The 20,561-nt window shown below is 31.3% G+C and carries 22 protein-coding genes and 1 riboswitch; of the genes, 21 read left to right on the top strand and 1 reads right to left on the bottom strand.

Translation table 11 applies throughout. From position 1 onward, the window contains the following. The first annotated feature begins 137 nt into the window (after positions 1-137). From tpx to J3477_RS01025, 20 genes are all read left to right on the top strand, one after another. Positions 138-632: a thiol peroxidase gene (gene tpx / locus J3477_RS01120; RefSeq protein ID WP_206867718.1), complete on the top strand. Its 495-nt coding sequence runs from the start codon at positions 138-140 to the stop codon at positions 630-632. 280 nt (positions 633-912) lie between these two features. Then, positions 913-1,230 (top strand): hypothetical protein, encoded by a 318-nt coding sequence (locus tag J3477_RS01115; protein WP_206867717.1) that lies wholly within the window; start codon positions 913-915, stop codon positions 1,228-1,230. Positions 1,231-1,439: 209 nt separating this feature from the next. Then, the gene (locus J3477_RS01110; protein ID WP_206867716.1) at positions 1,440-2,426 is read left to right on the top strand and encodes an asparaginase; all 987 of its coding nucleotides are present in this window, start codon (positions 1,440-1,442) and stop codon (positions 2,424-2,426) included. Positions 2,427-2,495: 69 nt separating this feature from the next. After that, positions 2,496-2,595, top strand: a riboswitch (purine riboswitch). Between the two features lie 68 nt (positions 2,596-2,663). After that, positions 2,664-4,022 carry an NCS2 family permease gene (locus tag J3477_RS01105; RefSeq protein WP_206867715.1) on the top strand — a complete coding sequence of 453 codons (1,359 nt, stop codon included), beginning with the start codon at positions 2,664-2,666 and terminating at the stop codon, positions 4,020-4,022. A 352-nt stretch (positions 4,023-4,374) separates the two neighbouring features. Continuing rightward, positions 4,375-5,256: a YicC/YloC family endoribonuclease gene (locus tag J3477_RS01100; RefSeq protein WP_206867714.1), complete on the top strand. Its 882-nt coding sequence runs from the start codon at positions 4,375-4,377 to the stop codon at positions 5,254-5,256. A 10-nt stretch (positions 5,257-5,266) separates the two neighbouring features. Next, positions 5,267-5,536 carry an extracellular matrix/biofilm regulator RemA gene (gene remA / locus J3477_RS01095; protein ID WP_128213994.1) on the top strand — a complete coding sequence of 90 codons (270 nt, stop codon included), beginning with the start codon at positions 5,267-5,269 and terminating at the stop codon, positions 5,534-5,536. Next, positions 5,536-6,174, top strand: coding sequence for a guanylate kinase (gmk, locus tag J3477_RS01090; protein WP_206867713.1), 639 nt, complete (start codon positions 5,536-5,538; stop codon positions 6,172-6,174). Before remA ends, gmk begins: the two co-directional genes overlap by 1 nt. Continuing rightward, entirely contained in the window at positions 6,155-6,373 is a 219-nt protein-coding gene (rpoZ, locus tag J3477_RS01085) for a DNA-directed RNA polymerase subunit omega (protein ID WP_183277450.1), read from the top strand. The genes gmk and rpoZ overlap by 20 nt, the downstream gene beginning before the upstream one ends. A gap of 1 nt (position 6,374) precedes the next feature. Continuing rightward, entirely contained in the window at positions 6,375-7,559 is a 1,185-nt protein-coding gene (coaBC, locus tag J3477_RS01080; protein ID WP_206867712.1) for a bifunctional phosphopantothenoylcysteine decarboxylase/phosphopantothenate--cysteine ligase CoaBC, read from the top strand. A gap of 199 nt (positions 7,560-7,758) precedes the next feature. Beyond that, positions 7,759-9,963, top strand: coding sequence for a primosomal protein N' (gene priA, locus J3477_RS01075; RefSeq protein WP_206867711.1), 2,205 nt, complete (start codon positions 7,759-7,761; stop codon positions 9,961-9,963). Between the two features lie 11 nt (positions 9,964-9,974). Further along, positions 9,975-10,421 carry a peptide deformylase gene (gene def / locus J3477_RS01070; RefSeq protein WP_206867710.1) on the top strand — a complete coding sequence of 149 codons (447 nt, stop codon included), beginning with the start codon at positions 9,975-9,977 and terminating at the stop codon, positions 10,419-10,421. A 14-nt stretch (positions 10,422-10,435) separates the two neighbouring features. Beyond that, positions 10,436-11,368, top strand: coding sequence for a methionyl-tRNA formyltransferase (fmt, locus tag J3477_RS01065; protein ID WP_206867709.1), 933 nt, complete (start codon positions 10,436-10,438; stop codon positions 11,366-11,368). A 77-nt stretch (positions 11,369-11,445) separates the two neighbouring features. Further along, positions 11,446-12,123 carry a zinc metallopeptidase gene (locus J3477_RS01060; RefSeq protein ID WP_206867708.1) on the top strand — a complete coding sequence of 226 codons (678 nt, stop codon included), beginning with the start codon at positions 11,446-11,448 and terminating at the stop codon, positions 12,121-12,123. Between the two features lie 21 nt (positions 12,124-12,144). Then, positions 12,145-13,470, top strand: coding sequence for a 16S rRNA (cytosine(967)-C(5))-methyltransferase RsmB (rsmB, locus tag J3477_RS01055; protein WP_206867707.1), 1,326 nt, complete (start codon positions 12,145-12,147; stop codon positions 13,468-13,470). Positions 13,471-13,474: 4 nt separating this feature from the next. Beyond that, positions 13,475-14,509 carry a dual-specificity RNA methyltransferase RlmN gene (gene rlmN / locus J3477_RS01050; protein WP_206867706.1) on the top strand — a complete coding sequence of 345 codons (1,035 nt, stop codon included), beginning with the start codon at positions 13,475-13,477 and terminating at the stop codon, positions 14,507-14,509. Positions 14,510-14,524: 15 nt separating this feature from the next. Further along, positions 14,525-15,244 (top strand): Stp1/IreP family PP2C-type Ser/Thr phosphatase, encoded by a 720-nt coding sequence (locus J3477_RS01045; RefSeq protein ID WP_206867705.1) that lies wholly within the window; start codon positions 14,525-14,527, stop codon positions 15,242-15,244. Position 15,245: 1 nt separating this feature from the next. Then, positions 15,246-17,222, top strand: coding sequence for a Stk1 family PASTA domain-containing Ser/Thr kinase (pknB, locus tag J3477_RS01040; protein WP_206867704.1), 1,977 nt, complete (start codon positions 15,246-15,248; stop codon positions 17,220-17,222). A 149-nt stretch (positions 17,223-17,371) separates the two neighbouring features. Next, positions 17,372-18,238 carry a ribosome small subunit-dependent GTPase A gene (gene rsgA, locus J3477_RS01035; RefSeq protein WP_206867703.1) on the top strand — a complete coding sequence of 289 codons (867 nt, stop codon included), beginning with the start codon at positions 17,372-17,374 and terminating at the stop codon, positions 18,236-18,238. Next, positions 18,232-18,882, top strand: coding sequence for a ribulose-phosphate 3-epimerase (rpe, locus tag J3477_RS01030; RefSeq protein WP_206867702.1), 651 nt, complete (start codon positions 18,232-18,234; stop codon positions 18,880-18,882). Before rsgA ends, rpe begins: the two co-directional genes overlap by 7 nt. Before the next feature lie 2 nt (positions 18,883-18,884). Next, positions 18,885-19,514: a thiamine diphosphokinase gene (locus J3477_RS01025; RefSeq protein ID WP_206867701.1), complete on the top strand. Its 630-nt coding sequence runs from the start codon at positions 18,885-18,887 to the stop codon at positions 19,512-19,514. Positions 19,515-19,819: 305 nt separating this feature from the next. Here J3477_RS01025 and rpmB read toward each other — a convergent pair whose 3' ends face one another. Beyond that, a complete protein-coding gene (gene rpmB / locus J3477_RS01020; RefSeq protein ID WP_128213979.1) occupies positions 19,820-20,011 on the bottom strand; it encodes a 50S ribosomal protein L28 in 192 nt (63 codons plus the stop codon). Between the two features lie 193 nt (positions 20,012-20,204). On the opposite strand from rpmB, the gene J3477_RS01015 reads away from it, so the two are divergent. After that, complete coding sequence (locus J3477_RS01015) at positions 20,205-20,552, top strand: Asp23/Gls24 family envelope stress response protein (RefSeq protein ID WP_206867700.1); 348 nt, start codon at positions 20,205-20,207, stop codon at positions 20,550-20,552. Positions 20,553-20,561: the final 9 nt, after the last annotated feature.

The raw sequence follows: 20,561 nt of genomic DNA, 5'->3' as shown, positions 1-20,561 counted from the left end.
TAGGGAAGTATAAAATTTTTATTTTGATAATACAATAAATTTCAGCCACTCAGTTAGTTTTTTATGTACGTAGAAAACTATTTCAAGTCAATAACAATTGACTTGAATAATTTTTTATAATAAAAGGAGGAGTTAGAATGAAGGTTAAGTTTAAAGGAAATGAGGTTGAATTGAAAGGAAAACAGGTTGCTGTTAACGATACTATAGCAGATTTTACCGTAACAGATACAAATCTTAATTCAGTAAATTTTAAAAATATTCAGGGAGTTAAAATATTACTAGCAGTCCCATCTGTTGATACTCCAGTATGTGATTTAGAAGTTGCAACATTTAATGATAAGGTTAAAGATTTGCCAAATGTTACTTGTGTTACTATATCAATGGATTTACCATTTGCTCAAGCAAGGTGGTGCGCAGCAAAGGGAATTGAAAATGTTAAAGTATTTTCAGATTATAAAGAAAGAAATTTTGCTGATGTTAGTGGTACTTATATAAAAGAATTAGGCCTTTTAACAAGAGCCGCTTTTGTAATAGATTCAGGTAATAGAATAGTATATGCTAACTATTTAGAAGAAGTATCAAGTCAAGTAAACTTTGATGAGATATTGCAAGTTGCTAAAAATACAAAATAGTAAACTATATGTATTTTAAGACCGTCTTAATTATTAAAAAATATTTCAAATTTCTTTTTATATCAGAAGTTTTGAAATATAAAAATGATTAAGATGGTTTTTTGTTATATAAAAATATTCTACGCTAAAGAATAGAAAAAAATAATTTAGTTCCTGCTCAGAATTTATAAGTGCTTTTATGAATATATTTATAAAAATATGGTTCAAATAGTTTGTTTTTTTATTAGACTACGTTTAAGAATATTGTTGAAATTAAGATGTTAAAAAAGGGGAGAGGGTAATGGATAAATTAGCTAGTATTATAATTTTGGCTGGAATAGCTGAAGCTATTTGGGAAACAATCAAGATGGTGTTTAATCAGGGAAAATTGGACTTCAGTAAACTTGGTGCAATATTAGTAGGTGTATTACTTTGTCTACTAACAGGAGCAGACATATTAAGCTTAGCAGGCTTTCCACCAAAAGTTAATTATATAGGGCAAGTTTTAACTGGTTTACTTATATCTAGAGGTGCTAACTTTGCACATGATTTATTGACAAGTATTTATAATTTACAGCAAAATACAAGGACGGATAGTTCAAAAGTCGAAACAAAATAATAAGAATATATTTATTTCGTGAATTCATAAAAATAATAAATAAAATACTTAAATTAGATACAGGTTGTTGAAAAAAATCATTATATATAATAAACTTTTATAATGTAAATGAGCATCTACTCATATGAGTATAGTATAGTTAAATCAATTATCTGAAGTGATGTTTTACTTATCGAAGATTTAAAATACAGAGCGACCTAGGAGGAACAATGAAAAAGATAGCAATAGTTTTTAATGGTGGAACAATATCAATGAAAGTAGATCCTAGAATAAAAGCAGCAGTTCCGAGTCTTACTGGTGAAGAAATAATGTCAATGGTTACAGGAATTGAAAGCTTTGCGGAAATTGAATCATACACATATTCAAGTCTGCCAGGGCCACATATGACTCCTGAAATAATGCTTGATCTTTCAAAGTATGTGCAAAAAATACTTTCAAGGGAAGATATAAGTGGAGTTGTAATTACACACGGGACAGACTCTCTAGAAGAAACTGCTTATCTTTTAGATTTGACATTGGATACAGAAAAACCAGTTGTATTTACTGGAGCAATGAGAAGTGGATCTGAATTAGGTTACGATGGCCCTTCAAATCTTGCGGCATCAATTTGTACAGCTATTTCTGAAGAAGCTAAGAAAAGAGGAGTTTTAGTGTGTTTTAATGGTGAACTCAACAGTGCAGCAGAAGTTACAAAGGTGAATTCAATGGCGCTTAATGCATTTAGAACACCTAATTTTGGTCCTATAGGTATAGTTGATAATAATCGTGTTATATTCTATAGAGACGTTCATAAGGAAAGCTTTATCGATATCAAAAAGATAACTGGAGAAGTAACCTTACTTAAATGTTTTGCTGGAATGGATTCTAGACTAATTGATTTTTCGGTAGCAAGTGGAGATAGAGGTATAGTAATAGAAGCTATGGGAAGAGGAAATATTCCTCCAGCAATGGTAGACGGAATAAAGAGAGCAATTGATAAGGGTGTTGTGGTAGTTGTGGTCTCAAGATGTTTCGAAGGAAGAGTTTTTGATTCATATGGATATCATGGTGGTGGAAAAGAGCTTAGAAATTTAGGAGTAGTTTTTGGAGACAATATGCCTGGTCAAAAAGCAAGGATTAAATTAATTACTGCATTAAGCTATACATCAGATTTTCAGTACATAAAATGTTTGTTTGAAAGAGATTTGTATAAATAAGGTGAATTATAAAAAATAAAAATAAAAAATAATTCGGATGTGTTGACAACAATATTAACGGAATATATAATAATATTCGTGCTTATTGCTCGTATAATTTTGACGATATGGGTCGAAAGTTTCTACCAGATACCTTAAATATCTGACTATGAGGAATCAAAAGTTGTTAATACATCAATATGATGTCGCTTTGGTTCTTCACCTCTGCGGCTTTTATTTTTTAGGAGGAAGAAATTTATGCAAAATCTAAAAGCTAAACAAAGAAAACTAGCAATACTGGATAACAAAAATGTAGACTATAAGAAAGAAACTCTAGCAGGTATTACTACTTTCTTAGCTATGGCCTACATAATAGCAGTTAATCCTGATATACTGAGTAAATCAGGAATGCCAGTTGGTGCGTTAGTAACAGCTACCTGTTTATCAGCAGGGCTAACTTCGATATTTATGGGGGTCTACGCCAATCTTCCTATTGGACTTGCGTCTGGTATGGGGCTAAATGCATTTTTTGCTTTTACTGTTTGTGGTAAGTACGGTATTTCTTGGCCTGTAGCTTTGACAGCAGTTTTTGTAGAAGGAATTATTTTTATAATTTTATCATTATTCAGTGTTCGTGAAGCCGTAGTCAACGCTATACCGCGTAACATGAAACTGGCAGTAACTGGTGGTATAGGATTATTTATAGCATTTATAGGTATGTTAAATTCAGGGCTTGTTGTACAAGATCAATCAACTACAGTTGCACTTGGTAGATTTACAACTCCATCAGTTGCAATAGCTTGCCTTGGAATTTTAATAATAGTAATTTTAGAAAAGAAAAAAGTAAAGGGTGCAATGCTTTGGGGGATTTTAGGTGGAACTTTAGTTGCTTGGGCATATGCACTTTATGATACACAAGGTGCTGCTGCATTTGGTATATACTTACCAAATGGAATATTCAAGTTTGAATCACTTACACCAATAGCTGGAAAGGTTGATTTTTCATTCCTTTCGAACAGCGCTAATATACTTACATTTATAGGAGTTGTTTTAACATTCCTATTTGTAGATTTTTTTGATACAGTTGGAACTTTAGTAGGTGTTGCTACAAGAGCAAATCTTGTTGATAAAGAAGGCAGAGTTCCAAATGCTGGAAGAGCTCTATTAGTTGACGCAGTAGGTACTACTGGTGGAGCATTAATGGGTGTTTCAGCAATAACAGCTTACATAGAAAGTGCTACTGGTATTGAAGAAGGTGGAAGAACAGGATTTACTGCAGTAGTAACAGGCGTATTATTCCTACTTGCAATGTTTTTATCACCTATATTTATTGCAATTCCATCATGTGCAACTGCTCCAGCGCTAATATATGTTGGTTACTTAATGATGGGTACTGTAAAAGAAATAGACTTTAGCGATATTACTGAAGCTGTTCCAGCTTTCTTGACGATAAGTATGATGCCATTTACATATTCAATAGGTGATGGCTTAATGATAGGAATATTATCTTATGTAATAATAAATGTAATATCAAATCTAATTTCAAAGGATAAAAAGAAAATATCAGCAGTTATGTATTTGTTAGCTGTTATATTCATTTTGAAATTAGTATTATAATTGTCTTCCTTCAATTTTATTATAGCCTTGCTAGATTATCTAGCAGGGCCTTTTTTATTCTTTAGGAAATTATATCTGTGGATAATTATGAGAACAGACTTAAGACATAGTATAAGTTAAAGAATAAAAAAATAAGAATATGTCGCCTGTAAGATTCTTCACATACGCTTAAGAAAAGGCAGACGCGCAAAAAAAACACTGAAGAAAGTCGCTTCAGCGATTTTTTTATTTCATAGAAAAAATATTGCATTTAAATGTAAACATTTTGTTAACAAACTGTTGACATTTATTAAGCCTATTATATACAATGAGTATAGTCTCAATCTGATATATTTTTTTAGGAGGATTGACAATGATTAAAAGTATGACAGGTTTTGGAAGAGCTTCAAGTGAAGAAGAAAGTACTAGAAGTTTTTCATTAGAAATGAAGAGTGTTAATCATAGATATCTGGATATAAATATAAGAATGCCAAAATCAATGATTTCACTTGAGGAAAGAATAAGAAGAATTGTAGGAGAAAGATTGAACAGAGGTAAAGTTGATATCTTTTTGAACTACAAGAACTATGGGCAATTTGATACTGCAGCAAAATTAAATGTTAATTTAGCAGATAGTTATGTAGATTGTCTAAAGCAAATAAAAGAAAGATATTCATTAAGAGATGAATTAAGCTTAACATTAATTTCTAAATTTCCTGAAGTTATAGTCCTAGAGGAGCATGAGGAAAATTTAGAAGATATTTGGAAAGAATTACTTCCTCTAGTGAATAAAGCACTTGATACGATAATATGCATGAGAGAAGCTGAAGGTCAAAAGCTTTATGAAGATATAGTTCTAAAATCTAATGATATTGAAGCTAATGTCAGAAAGATTGAAGCTAAATGTCCTGAAGTTCTTAAAGCATATAAAGAAAAATTAAGAGAAAAACTTCAAGGTATTTTAGAAAATGTACAGATTGACGAAAATAGACTTGCAATGGAAGTAGCTATTTTTGCAGATAAATCAACTATTGATGAAGAGATTACAAGACTTTATAGTCATATACATCAACTTAGAAATACATTTTTACTTAACGAACCAGTTGGCAGAAAATTAGACTTTATTATTCAAGAAATGAATAGGGAAGCAAATACAATAGCATCCAAATCAACTGATTTGGAAATTACTAATTTAGTTATCAATATTAAAAATATGATAGAGAAAATAAGAGAACAGATTCAAAATATCGAGTAGGAGGAATAATATGAGTATCAAATTGATCAACATTGGTTTTGGAAATATAGTTTCAGCTAATAGACTTGTTGCAATAGTAAGCCCAGAATCAGCACCAATAAAAAGAATAATTCAAGAGGCTAGAGATAGAGGTATGTTAATTGACGCTACATATGGTAGAAGAACAAGAGCAGTTATCATTACAGATAGCGATCATGTTATTTTATCAGCAGTTCAACCTGAAACAGTTGCACATAGATTGTCTACTAAAGATGATGATGTAGAAGAGGTAGACGAATAATGCATCAACACGATAAAGGAATACTTATTGTGATATCAGGACCTTCAGGCGCTGGAAAAGGCACCATATGTAAAGCTTTGGTAGAAAAAAATGATAATCTTTTCATTTCAGTTTCAGCAACAACTAGAAATCCAAGAGTTGGAGAAGTTGAAGGCGTGAACTACTACTTTATTACTAAAGAAGAGTTTTTGCAAAAAGTAGAAAAAGATGATTTCATTGAGTGGGCAGAAGTTTATGGTAATTATTATGGAACTCCAAAATCCACAGTAGATCAAATGCTAGATGAAGGTATAAATGTAATCCTTGAAATTGATATTCAAGGCGCACTAAAGGTTAAGGAAAATGCTAGAGATGGTGTTTTCGTATTTATTCTTCCTCCATCAATGGAAGAACTAAAACAAAGAATCATAAATAGAGGAAGCGAAACACAAGAATCTTTAATGACAAGATTCAAATCAGCGTATCAAGAGATAAATTATGTATCAAAATATAACTATGCAGTTGTAAATGATACAGTTGATGAAGCAGTTAAAAAAATAGAAAGTATTATCCTAGCAGAAAAATGCAGGGTAGACAGAATAAAAGAAACTATAATAGAATCAAAGGAGGGTTTAATTCATGAGCAACTCTATGATTAATCCATCAATCGTAGACTTATTAGAAAAGGTAGACAACAGATATTCATTAGTTATCGTAACTTCAAAGAGAGCAAGACAAATAATAGATGGTGCTGAACCATATGTAAAGGTAGATTCAAATAAACCTTTAACAGTTTCTATTAATGAAGTTAATGATGGCTTTGTAAAATATGAACAAATAAAGGAAGGCTTAAAATAGAATGAGTAAAAAGTGTGTTGTTGTTGGCGTTTCTGGAGGAGTAGCAGTATATAAAGCTTTAGATGTTATTAGTACTTTAAAGAAACAGGATATTGACATTCATGTAATTATGACTGAGTCAGCAACTGAGTTTGTAACACCACTTTCATTTCAATCTTTAAGTCAAAACATGGTTGTTACAGACATGTTTGCAGAACCTAAGGCTTGGGAAATTCAGCATATTTCATTAGCAAAAAGAGCAGATTTAATGCTTGTTGTACCAGCTACTGCCAATATTATTGGAAAAGTAGCAAATGGTATTGCCGATGATATGCTATCAACTACAATAATGGCTACAAAAGCCCCAGTTGTTTTTGCTCCAGCCATGAATACAAATATGTATGAAAATGTAATAGTTCAAGAAAATCTTACAAAACTAAAAAGATTAGGGTATAACTTTATTGAACCTGCAAGTGGAAGATTGGCTTGTGGGGATGTTGGTAAAGGTAAGCTTGCCGATACAAAACTTATTTCTGATTATGTAATAAGTATGTTAAATGATCAAAAGGATTTAGTAGGGAAGAAAGTTTTAGTAACTGCTGGTCCTACTGTTTCTGATATTGATCCGGTTAGATTTATATCAAATAGATCTTCTGGTAAGATGGGTTTTGCTATTGCTGAAGAAGCGAGAGATAGAGGTGCTGATGTAGTACTTATAGCTGGACCTTCAGATATTCCTGATCCTTTTGGAATGAAAATAGTAAGAGTTAGAACAAATGAGCAAATGATGAAGGCTGTTTTAGAAGATTTTGATTCTTCAGATATTGTTATAAAATCTGCAGCAGTTGCAGATTATAAGCCTAAAGTTTATCATGACAAAAAAATCAAGAAAACTGAAGGAGATCTTTCAATTGATTTTATAAGAGACAATGATATTCTTAAAACTTTAGGTGAACAGAAAAAAAATCAGATTTTAATAGGATTTGCTGCAGAAAGCAATGATCTAATAGAAAATGCAGATGGCAAACTTAAAAGAAAAAATCTAGATTATATTGTTGCAAATGATATATCAAAATCAGATACAGGTTTTGCATCAGATGATAATTTGGTTACAATTATTTCATCTAAAGGTGAACATTTTACCTTGGATAAAATGAATAAAAAAGACGTAGCAAGAAATTTGTTTAATATAATAAAAAAGCGCTAATTGCGCTTTTTTTACTCTATTATAGATTATAATAATAAAAATCTTTGAATAACTTGAATTTCTTTATAATCAAGATGATAATTTAATTAGAGTAAAGTGAACATTCGTCTGCCAGAATTTCCTCACATATGTTTGGAAAAGGCAGATGCGCAAAAAAAATCGTATTAGCGATTTTTAAATATAGCTAAGGGTGATAATATTGAGTTTATTCGCAGGTGTAGTTGTAAATAGTGACGCTTTAAAAGTAGATAAGTTGTTTACATATGAAGTACCAGATAAATTTAGTCCCTTGATTCAAAAAGGACATAGAATAAGAGTTCCTTTTGGAAAAGGAAATAAAACAATAGAGGCTTTCGTTATGGATCTATATAATGACTATAACGGAAACATATCAAAACTAAAGGCTATTTCAGAAGTCTGTGATGAAAATCCATTAATTACAGAAGATGATTTTAGCCTAATACAATTTATGAGAGAAAAATATTTATGTAAGTATATTGAAGCTATTAGGGTGTTAATTCCTACTGGTATTATGAAGGGGAATAGAATAAAGACTAAAAAAGTAATATGCTACGGTGGTGCTGAACTTAAAGAAAGTCTTAATAAGCCTAATTATAAAAATGCTGTGGATATTATTTCTGAAAATAGCGGTATTTATACTAAAAGTGAACTAATGGATAAATTTAAACTATCTGCTTATACACTCTCTAAGTTATTGGAAAATAACATTATTTTTTCTGATGATGAACAGGTAAATAGGATAAACACTAGAAAATATGAAGTATATTCTTCAAAAGTTTTAAATGAGGAACAACAACAAGCAGTTGATGGTATTTTAAATAGTAAAAATAAATTAATATTGCTTAAAGGTGTTACTGGTAGCGGGAAAACTGAGGTTTATATGAATCTAGTTAACCATATGCTTAATAACGATAAGACATCTTTGATTTTAGTTCCTGAAATAGCCTTAACCCCTCAAATGATTGAACGGTTTAAGGGGAGATTTGGAAAGAATGTAGCTGTTTTTCATAGTAGATTATCTGATGGTGAGCGTTTTGATGAATGGTTTAGAATAAAAAATGGTGACGTTAAGTTGGTTATTGGTGCTAGATCAGCTATATTTCTTCCTTTTGATAATTTAGGTCTTATTGTTATAGATGAGGAACACGAGGGAACTTACAAGTCTGAACAAAATCCTAAATACCATACTAGAGAAATAGCAGAATTTAAAAGTAAATTAACAGGTTGTACTGTTGTTTATGGTTCAGCTACTCCAAGTATTGAATCCTACTTTAAGGCATTAGAAGGAAATATGAAATTAGTTGAATTAAAAAATAGAGTAGATAGTTCCAGTTTGCCTAAGATGGAAGTTATTGATATGAGAGAAGAACTTAGTAACAATAACAAAAGTATGTTTAGTAAAAAATTATATGAAGCAATCCAAGATAGATTGGAAAAGAGAGAGCAAATAATAATTTTTCTTAATAGACGAGGTTACTCAACCTTTGTATCTTGTAGAAAATGTGGATACGTATTTAAATGTCCTCATTGCGATATAGCTATGACTTATCATACTAATGGATATCTTGTATGCCATTACTGCGGTACGGCACATAGGCAACAAAATGAATGTCCATCTTGTAGCAGCAAATATGTTAAATATTTTGGTGCAGGCACTGAGAAACTAGAAATTGAAATAAAGAGATTATTCCCAAAAGCAAGAGTTCTTAGAATGGATGTTGACACTACAAGAAAGAAAAATTCTCATGAAGAGATATATAATAGTTTTAAAAACGGTGAAGCTGACATTCTTGTTGGAACACAGATGATTTCAAAAGGGTTAGATTTTCCTAATGTTACACTTGTTGGAGTTGTAACAGCAGATATTTCGCTTAATCTTCCAGACTTTAGATCTAGCGAAAGAACATATCAATTAATTACTCAAGTTGGTGGAAGAGCAGGAAGAGGAAGTAAAGAAGGCAATGTTTTAGTGCAAAGTTATAATCCTGAACATTATAGCTTAAGCTATGCAAAAAATAATGATTATGAAGGCTTTTATAAAGAAGAGATTGTTCTTAGAAAATCTATGAATTATCCTCCGTATGCCAATATAATGCTTATTAATTTAAGTTCTAAGAATCAAGTGAATTTGCAAAAGCATTGTGAAAAGCTTGGTTATAGTATCAAAAATGAATTAAAAGATAATAATCAAGTAGAAGTATTGGGACCATGTCCATGTATAATTCAAAAGATTAATGAAATGTATAGATGGCAAATTTTAATAAAAGGTAATTTTGAGTTATCTTTGGCACATAATATAAAAGATATAGTTTATGAATTATCAAATGAAGTTTATAATGATATAAGGATTAGTATGGATATAAATCCAAATAATTTAGTATAGGAGTGATAGCTTTGGCTTTAAGAAATATAAGAAAAATTGGTGATGACATTTTAAGAAAAAAATCTAGAGAAGTAGATACTATAAATGATAGAATCAAAACGCTAGTTAAGGACATGATTGATACAATGTACGATGAAGATGGAGTTGGGCTTGCTGCACCTCAAGTAGGAATCCTTAAGAGAATATTTGTAATTGATGTATATGATGATAATGGTGCTAGAGTGTTTATTAATCCAGAAATATTAGAAACTGAGGGTGCTGAAACTGATATGGAGGGATGTCTTAGTATACCAGGGGAACAATCAGAAGTAGAAAGACCAAGCAAAGTTAAGGTGAAAGCACTTGATATAAACGGACAAGAGTTTGTATTAGAAGCAGAAGGTCTTCTTGCTAGGGCAATATGTCACGAAAATGACCATTTAAATGGAGTGCTTTTTGTAGATTATTCTAAACAGTAAGGAGAAGATAAGTTATGAATATAGTTTTTATGGGAACTCCAGATTTTGCAGTTCCATCATTAAAGGCATTAATATCTGAATTTGGTGTTAAGGCAGTATTTACTCAACCAGATAGACCTAAGGGAAGAGGTAAGAAGTTAGCTATGTCTGCAGTGAAAGAGGTAGCGGTAGAAAATAATATACCTGTATATCAGCCAAATAGAATTAAGAATGAACCAGAAACTATAGATGCATTAAGAGGTATGGAGCCAGATTTCATAGTGGTTGTAGCCTTTGGTCAAATTTTACCTAAATCTGTTTTGGATATACCAAAATATGGGTGTATAAACCTTCATGGTTCTTTACTTCCCAAATATAGAGGCTCTGCACCTATACAATGGTCTGTAATAAATGGAGAAAAAGTAACAGGCAATACTACTATGCTCATGGATGTTGGGGTAGATACTGGGGATATGCTTTTAACAAATAGTGTAGAAATAAATGATGATATGACCGCTGGAGAACTATACGATGTACTGAAGGAAACTGGTGGAAAGCTTTTAGTTGATACAATAAATGGTTTAGTTAATAACACTATATCACCAGTAAAACAAGATGAAAGTAAAGCCTGCCATGCTTCAATGTTAGATAAAAATTTAGCTAATATTGATTGGAGTAAGAGTGCAATAGAAATTCACAATCTAGTAAGGGGACTTAATCCATGGCCGATAGCTTATACACAATACATGGATAAGCAAATGAAGATTTACGAAACTAAAGTGATAGAGAAAGATAGTGCAAAAGCACCAGGAACCATTCTTTCAGTTAGTAAGGCTGGGGTTGAAGTATCCACAGGGGAAAATATTTTACTTATAAAGAAAGTTCAATTTCCAAACGGAAAGCCATTATATATAGAGCAATATATAAACGGCAATTCCTTTGAAATAGGCTGTATATTCAACAAATAATATAATTTGACTATTTATAAATGATTTAAGAGGTTAAAGTGCTTAGCAGTAGAATATGATAAAAGGAGTGAATATTAATGTTTTTTGATTCAACTTTTTTATTGTTAGTACCTGCAATGTTAATATCTATATATGCTCAATCAAAAATTTCATCAACTTTTAACAAATACAGCAAAGTTAAGAGTTATAATGGGTATACTGGCGCACAAGTAGCAAGGATAATTTTAGATGACTCTGGTCTTCATAATATACCTATAGAATTGGTATCAGGTAAGCTATCAGATCATTATGATCCAAGACAAAAGGTTTTAAGATTATCACAGGATGTATATTATAGCAATTCTGTTGCATCAATTGGTGTTGCAGCGCATGAAGTAGGGCATGCAATTCAACATAAAAATTCTTATGCTCCATTAATTATAAGAAACACAATTGTACCAGCGGTTAATATTGGTTCGAATTTTTCATGGATTTTATTTGTTTTAGGATTTATGTTAGGGATAAGACCACTAATAACCTTTGGTATACTACTTTTTTCAGCTGTGGTAGTGTTCCAGCTTATAACACTTCCGGTTGAATTCAACGCATCCAGCAGAGCTTTGAAAATTTTAAAAAGCAGAAATATACTCTATCCAGATGAAGTAAAAGGGGCACAGAAGGTACTTAGCGCGGCGGCAATGACTTATGTTGCAGCAACTCTAATGGCTATTTCCCAACTGTTAAGACTTATAGTAATTAGTGATAGAGACAGATAAACATATAAATCGAGGTAAAAGATGAATAGCAGAAAAATAATTAAAGATACTTTAGATAGTATTTTCTACAAGGGTGCTTATTCAAACATAGAACTTAATAAGCGTCTTAGTGAGAGTGATTTGAATGACAAAGATAAAGGTCTAGTTACTGAAGTAGTTTATGGAACAATTAAATATAAAAAAACGATAGATTATATTATCTCTACTTTAGTAGCTGATGAAAAGAAAATAGATAAAAGAATTTTAAATATATTAAGAAGTGCTATATACCAAATTAAATTTTTAGATAGAGTTCCTGATTTTGCGGTAGTTAATGAATCAGTAAATTTGGGGAAAAAGATTTCAATAAATTCTTCAAGGTTTATAAATGGAGTTCTCAGAAACTTTATAAGAAATAAAGACAGTGAAATTAAAAATAATATAAGTGATATTGAATATCTTTCAATTGAGTACTCCTTTGAACCTTGGATGGTTAAACTTTTCGTTGAACAATATGGTAGAGAAAATTCTATAAAGATATTAAGCGGACTTAATTCAACTCCAAGTGTAACTGTAAGGGTTAATTCATTAAAGTCAGACTATGATGATGTTTTTGATGAATTAAATAAACAAGGATATACAGTTGAAGAAGGTAATATATGTCCAGAAGCTATAAACATAATTAGAGGTAAGAGTATAGAAAACAATCCTCTCTTTATAGAAGGAAAAATAACCGTTCAAGATGAAAGTGCCATGATGGTAGCTCCAGTTCTAGAACTTAATGGAGAACTAAAAGTACTAGATCTATGTAGTGCTCCAGGGGGGAAAACAACTCATATTGCTGAGCTTTTAGAAAATAAAGGAACAGTAATAGGTTGTGATATTTATGATCATAAGCTTAAATTAGTAGAAGAAAACAAAAATAGGTTAGGTATAGAGAATATTCAAACAAAATTATTAGATGCTGCTAAATATAATAGTGAATTAAGGGAAACAGCTGATAGAATTTTAGTTGATGCTCCATGCTCAGGTTTTGGAATTATAAGAAAAAAACCAGAAATAAAATGGACAAAATCTCAAAAAGACCTAAAAGATCTAGTTGAAATTCAAAGAAATATATTAAAAAATGCATGGTTGTACTTAAAACCTGGTGGAATAATGGTATATTCTACATGCACATTGAATAAAAAAGAAAATGAAGAAAACATAAAGTGGATTAAAGAGAATTATAAAGATGTGCAGTTTGAAAAGATTTTTTTAGGAGAAAGTGACAATCTAATATACAACGACGATGGGTCAGTAACTATATTACCAAACGAATTTTTTGATGGTTTCTATATTGCAAAACTTAGGAAGTTAAGTAGGTGATACAATGGATAATATTTTAGACCTAACTCTTGATGAACTTAAATCATGGATGAAGGCAAATAATGAAGGGGCTTTTAGAGCTAAACAGATCTTAGAATGGGTTTATAAAAAGCATACTTTTGAATTCAAAGAAATGACTAACATATCTAAGGCTTTAGTTGAAAAACTAGAAAATAACTTTTATTTTGGAATTCCTGAAATTAAAGAAATATATACATCTATAAACGATGATACCAAAAAGTTACTCTTGGAATTTAAAGATGGAAATTTAATCGAAGCGGTTATTATGAAGTATAAACATGGAAATTCAATTTGTGTCTCTACTCAAGTTGGTTGCAGAATGGGATGTAAGTTTTGTGCTTCAACCTTAAATGGAATGGTCAGAAATCTAACTACTGGAGAAATCATGGCAGAAATCTTAGTTGGTGAAAAAATTCTTGGTGAGAGAATATCTAATGTAGTTTTGATGGGAAGTGGCGAACCCTTTGATAACTTTGAAAATGTCATGAAATTTTTAGAATTAGTAAATGCGGATTATAGTTTGAATATCGGTCAAAGACATATAACACTTTCAACTTGTGGAATAGTACCTAAAATAAAGGAATTTGCAGATAAGAATACACAGATTACTTTAGCTATTTCGCTACATGCTTTCAGTGATGAAAAGAGAAAACAGATAATGCCAATAGCAAATAAATATTCAATAAAAGAAATATTGGATGCATGCGATTATTATATAAAGAATACTAAAAGAAGAGTTACCTTTGAATATTCATTGGTAAAGGATGTAAATGATTCAAAAGAAGATGCTAAGGCATTGGCAGGATTGCTTAAAAATATGTTATGCCATGTAAATTTAATACCAGTCAATGAAGTAGTTGAGAACTCCTTTAAAAGATCATCTAAGAAAACAATTGAAGAATTCGAGAGTATTTTAAAAAGCTATGGTGTTGAAGTTACTGTAAGGCGAGAGATGGGAACGGATATAAATGCCGCTTGCGGTCAATTAAGAAGAAGCTATATCGATTCCCAGAATTAATAGGGGGAAGATTCTATGGTAAGCATTAAAACAGATGTGGGTAACAAAAGAAATTTAAATGAGGATTTTGCTAGTTACTATAAAGATGAGGGATATTCTATTTACGTAGTTACAGATGGTATGGGAGGTCATAATGCTGGAGAAGTAGCAAGTAAGATGGCTGCAGAAGGTTTGATTTCCTATTTTGTTGAAAATTATGGTACAATAGATGATGTTGATATATTAAAAACTGCTATAGAACATGTAAATAGAGATATATTTGAATTTTCTTTAGGCGACGATGCCTTAAATGGTATGGGAACTACAATAACTGCTTGCTTTGCAACTAAGAACTTAGTGCAGATTGCTAATGTAGGAGATAGTTGTTGCTTAGGAATTATTAATGATAAGATAATTAAGATAACTAAAGATCATTCTTTAGTTCAAGAACTTTTGGATTGTGGATCTATAAGTGAAGAAGAGGCAATGCATCATCCTAGAAAAAATGTCATTACAAGATCTATAGGTACAAATTTAAACGTGGAAGTAGATATATTTGATATAACTTCTTCTGGCTTTGATATACTGGTTTTGTGCTCTGATGGCTTAACTAATGAGATTTCCAATGAAGAGATTAAAGACTTGATCAAGTCCAAATCTAACTATGATGACGCTTGTACTGCTCTAGTTGAACTGGCTAAAGATAGAGGGGGAAAAGACAATATTACTGTAATGATATTTGGAGGAGAGATATAGCATGGTAGGTAAGGTTTTAGGAGAAAGATATGAAATCCTTGAGAAGATAGGCGAGGGGGGAATGTCCTATGTCTATAAAGCAAAATGTCATAAGTTAAAAAGATTTGTAGCTGTAAAAATACTAAAAGATTCCTTTACCAATAATGAAGAAATCATTGAAAAATTTAAAAGAGAAGCTACTGCCATTGCCAATTTAACTAATCCTAATATTGTGAATATATTAGATGTAGGCACACAAGATAATATTCACTATATAGTCATGGAATATGTAAAAGGTAAAAACCTTAAAGAAATAATAAATGAGCATGGAAAGTTTTCCTATGAAAGTGCAATAAGCATAGCATCTAAAGTAGCTAATGCACTAGATTGTGCACATAGAAATAATATAATACATAGGGATATAAAACCTCAGAATATATTGGTTACTGAAGAAGGTATAGTAAAGGTTACGGATTTTGGTATTGCAAAATCAACTGATTCTTCTACAATAACTTATACTAATAGTGTTATGGGATCAGCACATTATTTTTCCCCAGAGCAGGCAAAAGGAAGTTATATAGATTGTAGAACTGATTTATATTCTTTAGGTGTAGTGTTGTATGAAATGGTGACTGGTAGAGTTCCATTTGATGGTGAATCACCAGTAGCTGTAGCTTTAAAACACATTCAGGAAGAAGTGGTTCCACCTAAGAATATAAACAGCAAGATTCCGGATAGTTTAAATACTCTAATTCTAAAAGCAACTGAAAAAGAGCCAATTAAGAGATACCAAAGTGCTAAAGAAATGATAGGTGATTTAGAAAAAATTAAAGAAAATCCTAATGCTCAAATAATTATACCAGTTGAATCTTTAGAAGATGATCATACCAGAATAATGGAGCCAATAACTGTTGAAGCTATAAAGCAAGCGGCAGCTAAAAAAGCTTCTAATGTTAAACCAAAAGACATTGATGAAGAAGATGATGAAGACGACGAGTATTACGATGATGAAGACGAAGATGAAAAGTTAACTCCAAAGCAGAAAAAACAAAGAACTAAAAATAGAATTCTACTTGGACTTTTATTTTTGCTTTTACTTGTTATTGGCGCAGTTTCTGCATATGCAATTACAAATAATAAAGTAAGCCTAAATCCTAAAGCTGAACAGGTAGAGGTTCCAGATGTGATTGGGATGACTAAGGATCAAGCAAAAAGCACTATAGAGGGAAAAGGGCTTGTATTTGTTGATGGTGGTCAAGAAAATAGCGATAAACCACAAGGAACAGCAACACAATCAGTTCCAGCTGCAGGTGATAAGGTTGATAAAAGTACTCAGGTTAAGGTTGTAATAAGTGCTGGCATTGCTACAATAAATGTTCCGGATTTATCAACTCAAGATGAAGCTGGTGCCAAAAAAGCTATTGCTTCAGCTGGTTTCTCTGTTGGAAATGTGACTCAAGATTATAGCGATACTGTTCCAAAGGGGAAGGTTATGAGTCAGGATCCTGCTGCAAATGCTGTAAAAAATAAAAATGATACTACTCCTGTAAATTTTGTTATTAGTAAAGGTCCACAACCTGTAATAGTACCAGATTTTGCAAGAAAGACTGTTGATGAAGCTCAAAAGATTATAGCGGATCAAAAATTGAGTTTAAATCTAAAACCAAAAGAAGTTGTAACTGATAAAGTTGAAAATAAAGATATGGATGGTAAAATATTTGATCAAACAATACCTAAGGATACTGAGGTAGCTAAGAATACAGATATAACTGTTCAATATTATAAATATCAACCTAGGAAAATAGATGTGCAAAGTGCATTAAATAATCAGACAAGAGACTTTGCAGAGACTTGGTTAAATAAAAATGGAATTGCATATAATTTCGATGACCCAAGTCAGCCTAAGGACTCAACTGTGGTCAAGGTTGAACCTGCACAAGTGGCACCTGGTGAATCTGTTAAAGTTTATTTAAAACCTGCAAATAAACCAGCTCAATAAAAAAGTAGCTGAAGTTCTTTCTTCAGCTAAGTTGAAAATTTTATACTTCCCTATACATTAAAAATTGGTGCCAGTATAAGCTGGCACCATTGCATTTTTCTCGGAAAAGTGTTTATTATAGTAATAGAATATATTTTTTTGGAGGTACTATGACAGGTACAATAATTAAAGGCATTGGTGGTTTTTATTACATAAAAACTGAGGATGAAATAATAGAGTGCAAGGCAAGGGGTAAGTTTAGACACAATGATCTCAAGCCTATGGTAGGAGATAAGGTTGAGATAGAAGTTACTAATGGTAAAGGAGTAATTAATTCTATACATGAAAGGACATCTGAACTTATAAGACCTACTGTATCAAATGTTACTCAAGCATATGTAGTCTTTGCTATTAAAAATCCCGATATAAATTTTGATTTACTTAATAGGTTTTTGGTATTGTGTGAGCACAATAATATAAAGGCTATTGTTTGCCTTAATAAGATCGATTTATGCAGTGAAGAGGAAAGCACTAATATAAAGAACATCATAAATAATCTTGGATATGAAGTTCTATACATAAATGCAAAAGGACAACTGGGGCTTGACGTTTTAAGAAGCAGACTTTCAGACAATGTAACTGTATTATGCGGTCCGTCAGGTGCTGGAAAATCAACTCTTATTAATGCGTTAGCTGACAAAGAGCATATGGAGACTGGAGAAATAAGTGAGAAACTAAAAAGAGGAAAACATACTACTAGGCATAGTGAACTTATTCCAGTGGAACATGGATTTTTAGTTGACACTCCGGGTTTTTCAAGTTTAGATTTAGATTTTATTGAAAAAGATGATCTAAAGTATTGCTTCCCTGAGTTTATTGATTATAATGAAGAGTGTAAGTTTACTGGTTGTAATCATTACAAAGAACCTAAATGTGCAGTTAAGAATGCAGTTGAAGAAGGAAAGATAAGCACACTTAGATATGAATTTTACATAAGATCACTAGAAGACATAATGAGGAGGAAAATTAAATGGTAGTTTTTTCACCATCAATTTTATCAGCAGATTTTACTAGACTAGGGGAACAGATAAAAAGAGTGGATGAGGCTGGTGCTGAATTTATTCATATTGATGTTATGGATGGAGCTTTTGTTCCAAACATATCTTTTGGATTTCCTATAATAAAGGCAATTAGACCTTTAACAAAAAAGGTTTTTGATGTTCATCTAATGGTTGAAGAACCTTCAAGATATATAGATGAATTTATAGCTACAGGAGCTGATATAATCACAATACACTATGAAGCTGATAGACATATTGATAGGACTATCTCCTATATAAAAAGCAAAGGGATAAAGGCTGGAATATCACTTAATCCTGCAACGCCTGTTGAGCTTATCAAACATCTAATACCAAAACTAGATATGGTGCTTATAATGTCTGTTAATCCGGGTTTTGGAGGTCAAAAATTTATTGATTATTCTTTAGAAAAAATTAAGGAAGTAAAAGAATTATCAAATAAATACAATTCTGAACTTCTAATAGAAGTAGATGGTGGAATTGATAAGAGCAATATAAAGAAAATTGTAGATTCAGGAGCTAATGTAATAGTTGCAGGATCTTCGGTTTTTAATGGAGATAACATAGAAAATAATTTGATGGAGCTTAGAAAGGTGCTATAGTAATGAAAGCTGTTATAGTAGCAGGAGGAAAGGCTCCAAGCGAAGAATTATTTTTATGTGAAATTAAGGACGCAAATTTTTTAATAGCTGCAGATAGCGGTGTTAATGTTTTCTATATGTATAATATTACACCTAATGTTATATTGGGTGACTTTGATTCTGCTAAACATGAAGCAATTAATGCATTTAAAGAAGTTGAGATAGTTAAGTTTAAACCAGAAAAAGATTTTACAGATAGTGAATTAGCTTTTAAAAACGCAATAGAACATGGAGCAAATGAGATTGTTTTACTTGGATGTACAGGGACTAGGCTTGATCATACTATTGCTAACATAGGACTTTTAAAGCGCGCTCTAGATTTGAATATAAAGGCTAAAATTAAAGATGAAAATAACTGTATTTTTTTAGTTTCAAAAGATACTGTGCTTAATGGTACTCACGGACAAACTATATCTTTTCAGGCTTTTGGAGAGACTGTAAAAAATTTTTATATAGTAGGTGCAAAATATCCACTTCATGATTATAACTTAGAATTTGGAGACGGAAGAACTGTTTCAAATGAATTTATAGATAGACCAATTAAAATTACTTTTTCCTCTGGCATAGTTATGGTTATTTATAGTAATGACTAAAAAATAAAAAATCTAATATTTTTATAAAAATTATTTGTCACCAATAAATTGCTTTTTGCATATTATATATAAAGCAGCTTATTGGTGGCTTTTATATTGATTGTGGGAGGAATTAGAATGAAGATAGTAGCTATTAAGTTACCTAAGTTTTTATCAGTTTTCTTAAGAATTTTTATAAGAAAAGGTAGAAGTCATACATAAGAAAAACAAATAATATTTAATAAAGTAAAAAGCGTGCCATAGGCACGCTTTTAATGTTAAAAAAAAATGCAATTGCTAATTTACAACTGCATTTCACAAGATTCTTAGACAGCTCTTTGAACCTTACCTGAACGTAAGCATCTAGTACAAACATGAACAGTTTTTGGTGTTCCGTTAACTACAGCTTTAACTTTTTTTATGTTAGGAGCCCATTTTCTCTTGCTTTGTCTGTGTGAGTGGCTGTATTGTACTCCTGATATTACACCCTTGTTGCAGATTTCGCATTTTCTTGACATTTACAACACCTCCTTAACTCTGAAGATTGTGATCTTCAATAGGACATATAATATATTATCACAACATGTATAATTTATGCAAGATAAAAATACTAAATATGTGCAAAATATTAGAGATAATTAAGAGTATTGAATAATCTTCCTATTTAATATAGAATATATTTAATGGAATATAGCAAGGAGGAATTAAATTATGTTAGGCGTATCAAATGAATTTGGAAATATATCATATTCTGATGAAGTAGTGGCTAAGGTAGTTGGACTTTCAACTATGGAATGTTATGGTGTTGTTGGAATGGTATCTAAAAATGCAACCGATGGTTTTTGGGAGCTAATAAGAGTTGAAAATTTAAGCAAAGGTGTTAAGATAAATTTTAAAGAAGATAAACTAAATGTAGAACTATTCGTTATGGTTGAATACGGTACTAAGATATCTGTTATAGCAAATAATATAATTCAAAAAGTAAGATATAACGTTGAAAATTATACTGGGATTAAAGTATCATCAATAACTGTAAACGTGCAAGCTGTGAGAGTTTAGGAGGGCATA

The sequence above is a fragment of the Clostridium zeae genome, assembly GCF_017312485.1.
In the GTDB taxonomy this organism is placed as follows: Bacteria; Bacillota; Clostridia; order Clostridiales; family Clostridiaceae; genus Clostridium_AR; species Clostridium_AR zeae.
This window is presented reverse-complemented; position numbering and strand designations above follow the sequence as displayed.